The following is a 698-nucleotide window of genomic DNA, read 5'->3' as shown; positions in this document are numbered from 1 at the left end:
CAGCGGCTAAGAACCTCTTCTTAGCCGCTGTATAATTATGCTTGTTTCACTAGCACTGCGTAGTAGAAACCATCCATATCTTCTTCGCCAGGTAATATTTGACGACCTGGTTGTTCGATATCGGAGCCAATCAATGTTGCGTCCGCAGTACGCTCAAGGAACGCTTTCACTTGGAGTACGTTCTCTTGTGGTGTGATAGAACAGGTCGCATACACCATAGTGCCACCTGCTTTCAGTTGTCCCCACATCGCATCCATGATTTCGCTTTGTAGTTCTGCCAGCGCATCAATATCTGAAGCACGGCGCAGCCACTTGATGTCTGGGTGACGACGAATTACGCCTGTTGCCGAACAAGGGGCATCAAGCGGGATACGGTCAAACTGTTCGCCGCTCCACCACTCTTGTGGGTAACGAGCATCACCACAAATAACATCCGCACGCAGTTGTAGACGCTCTAGGTTGTCGTAGACGCGGTCTAGACGTTTAGGATCCGCATCGATCGCAACCACTTCTGTGTCGTTGGTATGCTCAAGGATGTGTGCTGTTTTACCACCCGGTGCAGCGCAGCAATCCAGAATTAGCTCGCCGTTTTTTGGTGTTAGGTAGTCAACTGACAGCTGCGCAGCGGCATCTTGTACTGAAACCCAGCCTTTATCGAAGCCTGGAAGCAGAGTGACATCGCACGGCGCAGATAATTT

The 698-nt window shown here is 50.6% G+C and carries 1 protein-coding gene; it reads right to left on the bottom strand.

The window, feature by feature from the left end; translation table 11 throughout:
• Positions 1–35: 35 nt before the first annotated feature.
• On the bottom strand, positions 36–698 hold a 663-nt coding region (locus tag KIV40_RS32455; protein WP_285353470.1), incomplete at its 5' end, for an SAM-dependent methyltransferase.

Source organism: Vibrio sp. D173a, assembly GCF_030248475.1.
The sequence above is the reverse complement of the archived record's forward strand: the minus strand, read 5'-3'. Positions and strand labels throughout refer to the sequence as shown.